The sequence below is a fragment of the Streptomyces sp. NPDC012474 genome (genome assembly GCF_042955185.1).
GTDB lineage: Bacteria > Actinomycetota > Actinomycetes > Streptomycetales > Streptomycetaceae > Streptomyces > Streptomyces cahuitamycinicus.
Genome location: NZ_JBIBEP010000025.1, coordinates 84,677 through 91,883 on the forward strand (window position 1 = coordinate 84,677; position 7,207 = coordinate 91,883).

At 66.8% G+C, this 7,207-nt stretch carries 4 protein-coding genes; 3 read left to right on the forward strand and 1 reads right to left on the reverse strand.

Translation table 11 applies throughout. The features are described 5' to 3' along the window. Nucleotides 1-881 precede the first annotated feature (881 nt). Entirely contained in the window at nucleotides 882-3,224 is a 2,343-nt protein-coding gene (locus tag ACFY9S_RS36910; RefSeq protein ID WP_391137748.1) for a CRISPR-associated endonuclease Cas3'', read from the reverse strand. Between the two features lie 156 nt (nucleotides 3,225-3,380). Between ACFY9S_RS36910 and cas5c the strand changes: the two genes are divergently transcribed. From cas5c to cas7c, 3 genes are read left to right on the forward strand one after another with little or no spacing between them, the layout of a single operon-like run. After that, a complete protein-coding gene (gene cas5c, locus ACFY9S_RS36915; RefSeq protein WP_391137751.1) occupies nucleotides 3,381-4,154 on the forward strand; it encodes a type I-C CRISPR-associated protein Cas5c in 774 nt (257 codons plus the stop codon). Between the two features lies 1 nt (nucleotide 4,155). Further along, nucleotides 4,156-5,982: a type I-C CRISPR-associated protein Cas8c/Csd1 gene (gene cas8c, locus ACFY9S_RS36920; protein ID WP_391137754.1), complete on the forward strand. Its 1,827-nt coding sequence runs from the start codon at nucleotides 4,156-4,158 to the stop codon at nucleotides 5,980-5,982. A 57-nt stretch (nucleotides 5,983-6,039) separates the two neighbouring features. Further along, the gene (gene cas7c / locus ACFY9S_RS36925; protein WP_391137757.1) at nucleotides 6,040-6,909 is read left to right on the forward strand and encodes a type I-C CRISPR-associated protein Cas7/Csd2; all 870 of its coding nucleotides are present in this window, start codon (nucleotides 6,040-6,042) and stop codon (nucleotides 6,907-6,909) included. Nucleotides 6,910-7,207 lie beyond the last annotated feature (298 nt).

The window sequence follows — 7,207 nt, forward strand, 5'->3', positions numbered from 1 at the left end:
GGGGCGGCCGCCAGTCTGACCTTGCGGAATTACGATCCAGCGCTGAATTTGGTTGCGATCCTCGGTCGCCCCGGAGGGTGACCGCCAGTGAGTCCAGGGACTCATCCCCCATGATCTCCGGGTGGTTGCGATTCTCGGTCGCTTGGAGGGCGACCGCCAGCCGACCGACTCCAGTCAGGATGAGTAGCCACAGGCCGTAGCCATTGCGATCCGCGGTCGCCCCAAAGGGCGACCGCCAGCCGCGTCCGGCGACATGATCGACATCTACTATGCGATGTTGCGATCCTCGGTTGCCCCGGACGGCGACCGCCAGCGTCCGCCGTGGAGGAGGGTCGCCCGCTGATCACCATGTTGCGATTCTCCATCGTCCCGGGAGGCGACCGCCAGGTCCGAGATGCAGACGTGAGCGTGGGACTTTGAGACGTTGTGATCCTCGGTTGCTCTGAGACCGACCGCCACTGCTGGCCTCTGTGCAGTACGCCCAGGGCCTGCCGTGGTCGCGATCCTCCATCGCCCCGGAGGGCTACCGCCAACTGCACGGCCGTGTACGGGGTGATCGGCTGGTAGCGCTTGCGATAGCCGGTCACCCCTTGGGGATGACCGGCAGACTCACATTAGGTCCCCGAACAGCAGGTTGACCTCGTGGTTGCGATTCTTCGGTCGCCCTGGAGGGCGACCGCCAGCCCACGAGCCGCCGCTGCCTCAGATTCGCCCAGCGTGTTGCGATCCTCGGTCGCACGGAGGGCGACCACCGCGACGGGTTCGGTTTTCCAAGCACTCGAATTTGCACTGCTGCAAGCTGATCGCCACACTTCGGCAGCCGGCTGGCGGTTCCAGTTCCGCCAGCGTACTGGTGCGGCGTTGCTCGGTGGTCTGAATGGTCATGCAGGGGGTTCGATGCCTCGTTGGGGGTGGTAGGGGCCGACCCACTGGTGCAGGTCACCGGCGACTTCGATGGCGTGGCCGGCGTTGATCGCCAGCTCCAGTTCCCGCTCTGGGATGGATGCCATGTGCTCCTGCAGGGTGCGGTAGGTCACCGGCGTTGGCAGGCCGCGGCGGAGCTGGTCGACTGCCTTCTGGGCGGCCTGTCGGGTTTCTTCTTCGAGCTGGGGGCGGATGACGACCACGGCCACGGAGTGTTCGTTGTCGACGATCCGCATTCTGTGCGCGACCTCCGGGTAGAGCAACTTTGCTCGCAGCGCTTCGATGACTTCTCCGGTGGCTCCGTTGGGGTCCTTGGAGTGTTGTCCTGCTTGGAGGCGGTAGCGGTGCTGGTAGTACGAGCGGAGGACGTCCAGATCGTCGGGATCGGCCAGCCCGTCGCCGAAGCGGCGGGACGCTGCTGCGATGGCACTCGTGTTGTAGACCATCTCCGGGTTGAGGCCGTCCCGGGGATCGAAGATGGTCATGACGCTGTCCTTCGCGGGGCGCTTGCCCTCCCGATTGACCCGTCCGGCGGCCTGCTGTTCGGACTCTGGTGTTGATCTGGCGCGGTATCCGCGGGGGAAGTCGAGGTTGACGCCGGCTTCGATGAGCGAGGTGGACACGAGGAGGATGTCCAGGCCCTGCTCCAGGCGCTGCTTTGTCACTTGGATGGATTCTCGGCGATGGCCGCCGGTCATGCGGGTCGACAGGTGCAGGACGCCTGGGTCCTCCTCGCAGTTCGTGCTGAGCCAGATGCGATGCACCTGACTGGCGTCCTTGGTCCCGTTGACCACGACGAGGGCTTGGTCGTGCTCGGCCGCCTCGGCGGCGATGCTTGCGAGGGTCACTTCCGGGCCGGTCCGCCACTCGTATCTGACGCGGCGCAGCTGCTTGAAGAGGGGTGCGGGGTCGGCGACGACGTCACGTTGAGGGAGGCCGGCGCGCCAGGGGTTCAGTGCGGCGACTTCTGGCTGGGTCGCCGATGAGAGTACGAGCGTCACGCCGTAGTGCTCCACGAGTTCCCGCAGGCCCGAGAGGATCGGGGTCAGGAGCCTGTCAGGGAGAGCCTGGACCTCGTCGAGGACGATCACGGAGTTGGCGAGCCGGTGGAGTCGGCGGGTCGCCCGGGGGGTGCTTCCGAAGATCGTTTCGATCAGGCGGACGGTGGTAGTGACGATGAAGGGTGCGTCCCAGTTCTCGGTGGCCAGTTTCGTCCACCGGTTGGGCCGGCCCCCTTTCTGGCCGTGGCGCACGTTCGTCGAGGGGCCAGCGGACTGCGGCGCGCGTTGCTGCGGAGCTTCGACGTTCACGGCTGAGTGGTGTTCCAGCACCACCGGCGGTCCTTGCTCCGGGTCCAGGAGGCTTCGGTACTCCGCTGCGTTCTGCTCGGTGATCGAGATAAACGGGACCGCGACGATGACGCGCCGCAATCCGTGCAGGGAGGCGTGGCGGAGGGCGAAGCCTCCACCGGTGAACGTCTTTCCGGCGCCGGTCGGAAGGTGCAGCCGGTACACGCCCGGCTTGCCGGCGGCGGCTTCGAGTGCCTCCTGGTAGACGTTCTCGCGGAGCTTGTCCAGCCAGGAGGCTCCCTTGGAGCGCTGGCGTTCGGCAAGGGCCTCCTGGCGGCGGGCCTCGTACCGCTCCCACAGTTCAGGCATCCCGACGTGCCGCCGGATGTGCGTGCCGGGCCTGAAGTGGGCGGCGGTGTCGAGTCGGTCGGCGTCGACCACGGCCGAGTAGGTCATGCGGACCAGCATCTCCACAGCGATCTTGTCACTTGGGTCGAGCCAGTCCGGGGCGGCCGGGCATGAGCCGTCCACGATTTCCGGCATGATCGCGGCGACTCGGTGGATGGCTTCGTCCACCTCGCTGGAGTCGGCCATCAGGGCCTTCAGCCGGAGCCGGACTTCCGGCCACGCGGACAGACCGGTGTGGTGTCCCTGGATCACACCGGCGCAGGGCAGCAGAGCGGGGAAAGGTTCGGCCACCCGGGCGAACAGGAAGGCTCCGGCGTCGTTGTGTGGTGGCCGTCTGGTCTTGCGGCCGGTGGCAGCCTCCTCGATCAGCCCCTCCTGCCACGCACAGGCCCCTTTGCCCGTGTCGTGGTCGCGTCCTAGCCGGTAGGCGAGTTCACCGCCTCCCCAAGCCTCGGCGAACCGACGGGCCAGCTCGCCCGTACCGCGGGCGTGGTCTTCGTACCAGTGCCAGGCCCCTTGGTGGCCCGGCGAGTGAGCCACGAGCCTGCCCTCAGGAACCGGCATCAAACCGCTTAACGCATCAAATGCCGTTCTAGCAAGCATATTTGACTTTCTATCAGTTATCCGCTGAGATCCGACGAGATCGCCGCATATCCGTCGAATCACGCAGTGCAGACCGCGGGATCGCGCGACGTAAGGAAGCTAGCCGCAGGCACTGACAACGGGCTGTGTCAGCAGGCACGGAAGGGAACAAGTTGCATGATTCCGTCACATCCCCGTAAGCAGCGCGAGGAGAGGGCTGACCGGCCACTTCACGTCCAGGTGGAGACGTGGGGACCGCTGGCCTGCTTCACCCGCCCGGAACTCAAAGTCGAACGTGTTTCCTATCCGACCATGACTCCCTCGGCAGCGAGAGGGCTGCTGGAGGCCATCTTCTGGAAGCCGGAGATGACCTACCGGGTCGAACGGATCGAGCAGCTCAAGCCGGTGAGGTGGACCCGTTTCCGGCGCAACGAGGTCAACAACTCGATCATCACCAAGAACGCCTACGAGAGCCTGCGGGCCAACAACGGCTACCGCTACGACGTCGCCGAAGACCGCGGCCAGCGGGTCACCGTCGCCCTGAGCGACGTCGCCTACCGCATCCACGCGACCATCCACGCCACCGACCGGTGCACGGCGCCCCTGCCGAAGTACCGCGACCAGTTCGACCGCCGGCTCGCACGTGGTGCCTGCTACGAGCAGCCCCATTTCGGCTGCCGCGAGTTCGTAGCCTTCTTCGGGCCTCGTGGATCGGCCAAGGAGGCCGGCGTGGTCACAGCCGCCGACCAAGCGGGCATTCCGCCCATCGACGAGGTCGGGCTGATGCTCCACCACATCGAGTACCTCCCGAAGGGCAAAGAGCGCTACCACTGGTTCCGGGCCAGCCTCGAGCACGGCGTTCTCCACGTGCCCGACCGTCCACTCGCCCCCGCCGAGGTCGGTGGCATGCCCGGGGCCGAGGGACGAGCCTCCGCGGAGGAGGTGGCCTGACGTGCTGCTGCAGAGCCTCGTCCGGCAAGCCGACAGCCGCCAGGGCGACACCCCCGAGTACTATCTCGCGCGCCGGGTCATGTGGCAGATCGATCTCTCCGGCACGGGAGACGCCGAACCGCTGGTCATCGACCTCCGCCAGGAGCAGCGGAAGATCACCGCCCCGTACACGGGACGCTCGGGGTCCAAGCCGGCACCGATCCTGTTTGCCGACACCGCGCAGTTCGCGCTCGCCCATTCCGGCCTGGTGCAAGGGCCGGACGGGGAGAAGGTCCTCTCGGTCAACTCTGCCGCCGTCACCAAGGCGAGGACCCGGCACGCCGCCTACCGTGACCTGGTCACTTCCTGGTGCAACGACCACCCCCACCTTCCCCAGGCGCAGACAGTGGCCGCATGGCTGAACAGCCACGCGCCGACCGCATGGCCGCTGGAGATGGACAAGGACCACCTTGTTGCCATCAGCGTGGACGGCGAGTGGGTCCACGACCTGCCGGAAGCCAAGAGCTGGTGGGCCCGCAAGGTCAAGAAAGCGAAGAGCGGGAAGGCGGGCAAGGCGAACCAGGGACTCTGCCTGGTGTGCGGACACGTCATGCCGTTGCTGTCCACGCTCCCCGTTCCCATCAAGGGCATCCCCAACTCCGGGATGAACACCCAGCTGGTCTGCCTCAACCAGCCCGCCCACTTCCGGGCCGGCACCAAGCAGCTCGGTGCCACCCCCATCTGCGTCGACTGCGGCACCAAGTCCGCCACCGCCCTGAACACACTGCTCGCCGACCCCGAACACCGCGCCTTTGCCGACGATTCCGCCATCGTCTGGTGGACCCGCGACCCCGACACCGACACAGCCATGTGGACGCTGCGCGACCCCCAGCCCGAGGAAGTGGCTCAGCTCGTCGCCGGCATCCGCCACCCCCGGCGGGGACGAGACGCACTGGCGGTCCTCGACGAAGACGCCTTCCACGCCCTCACCCTGCGGGTGAACACCAACAGGGTCATCGTCGCCGACTGGATCACCATCCCCGTCCCCGAACTGAAACGGAGACTCGGGACCTGGTTCGCCGACCAGCAGACCTGGGACGGCTGGAACAACACCTACACCTACTGGCCGGTCTGGCGACTCGCCCTCGCCTGCGCCCGCTGGGACAAACGCAAGAACAAGTACGTCGACACCACCGTCCCCAAGCACCTCCAGGCCGACCTCACCAAAGCCGCACTCCACGGCGCCGCACCACCAGCCCACCTCCTGCCGGTCCTCCTGCAGCGCATCCGCGCCGACCACCACCTCGACCGGCCCCGCCTCGCCCTGCTGCGCCTCGCCCTGATCCGTACGACCACCCGCCACAAGGAGCTCTGTGTGCCCCAGCTGAACCCCCAATCGACCGAGCCCGGCTACGTATGCGGACGGATCATGGCCATGCTCGAAGCGATCCAGCGCAAGGCCATGCCCAAGGTCAACACCACCATCACCGACAAGTACCTGAGCACCGCGGTCGTCTCCCCCCGAGCCGTCCTCACCCGCCTCCGCATCGGAGCACGACCGCACCTGCGCACCATCGCCCGCACCAGTGGACCCGCGGCCAAGGCCATGGACAGCAGACTGCGGGACGCCTTCGAGCTGCTCGACACCATCCCCGCCCACCTGAGCACCGAACAGCAGGCCCTGTTCATCCTCGGCTACGACCACCAGCGAGCCCACTCCGCACGCGCCGCGGCTGAGGCCATCAAGGCGCGGGAAGCCGGCAAGGAACTGGCTGCAGAACAGGAAGCGGACGCCCTTCCGGAAGCCTCCGCCGAGGACGCCGACGCTTCGGACAACACCCGCTGGTAACGCCCCGCCGCCAACTCACCACGACGCCACAGCCCCGAAAGGACACCAAGCACAACCATGACCGACGCGCACCTGGACCCCACCCGCAAGCACGACTACGTCTTCCTCATCGACGTCAAGGACGGCAACCCCAACGGCGACCCCGACGCCGGCGGCATGCCTCGCACCGACCCCATCACCGGCCAGGGCCTCATCACTGACGTCGCCCTCAAGCGCAAGATCCGCAACACCGTCACTCTCGTCCACCAGGGTCAGCCCGGCTTCGAGATGTACGTCGAACAAGGCGTCGCCCTCAACCCGCAGATCCAGCGCGCCTACATCGAAGGGGGAGCCAAAGAAGGCGAGACCGCCACCGCGCAGGACTGGATGATCCGCAACTTCTGGGACGTACGCCTGTTCGGAGCCGTCATGTCCGTAGGCGACCAGAAGAAGCACGCAGGAAGGGCTCGCGGGCCCATGCAACTCACCTTCTCCCGCTCCATCGACCCCGTCACCCCGCTGGAGGCCGGCATCACCCGTGTCGCCCCGAACAAGCCCGAGGACCTGGCCAAGGGCAAGGTCACCGAGATGGGCAACAAGCACTACGTCCCGTACGGGCTCTACCGCGGCCACGGCTTCTACTCCGGAGCCCTCGGCGCCAAGGCCAGAGTCACCCCGGAAGACCTCGCCGCCTACTGGCAGGCCCTGACCATGATGTTCGACCACGACAGGGCATCGTCCCGCGGCGAAATGGCCATCCGCGGCCTGTACGTCTTCTCCCACGACGACGCCTACGGACGAGCCCCAGCCCACAAGCTCTTCGACCTGATCCGCATTGAGCCGCTCGGCCACAGCGAGGCACGATCCTGGGACGACTACACCGGCCGCATCACCATCGATGAAGACAAGGTCCCCGCCGGGGTGACCCTGACCCGGCTCATCGACTGAACTTGCTCTCCGGGCGGCCGAGGATCGCAACGCCGATTGGCTCATGGGACTTCCCGGGGGATGCGTCACTGGCGGTCGCCCTTTGAAGGCGAGGATCGCAACGCCGTCAAGTAGACCGAACTCGGCGTTAAACCCGGTCTAGCGGTCGCCCTCCGAGACGACCGAGGATCGCAACGCCCCTACACCACCCCCCTCCGCCAGCCTTAGACGTCGTCTCATTTGGCCCGTTCGATAGTCTGGCGTCGTGGGGATCGTTGAGCGTCTGGTGCCGGATGAGTTGTGGGAACTGTTCGAGCGG

Excerpts from the sequence above, each read along its gene's own strand:
- cas5c (WP_391137751.1), top strand. The coding sequence starts at position 3,381 with ATGATTCCGTCACATCCCCGTAAGCAGCGCGAGGAGAGGGCTGACCGG.
- ACFY9S_RS36910 (WP_391137748.1), bottom strand. The coding sequence starts at position 3,224 with ATGCTTGCTAGAACGGCATTTGATGCGTTAAGCGGTTTGATGCCGGTT.
- cas7c (WP_391137757.1), top strand. The coding sequence starts at position 6,040 with ATGACCGACGCGCACCTGGACCCCACCCGCAAGCACGACTACGTCTTC.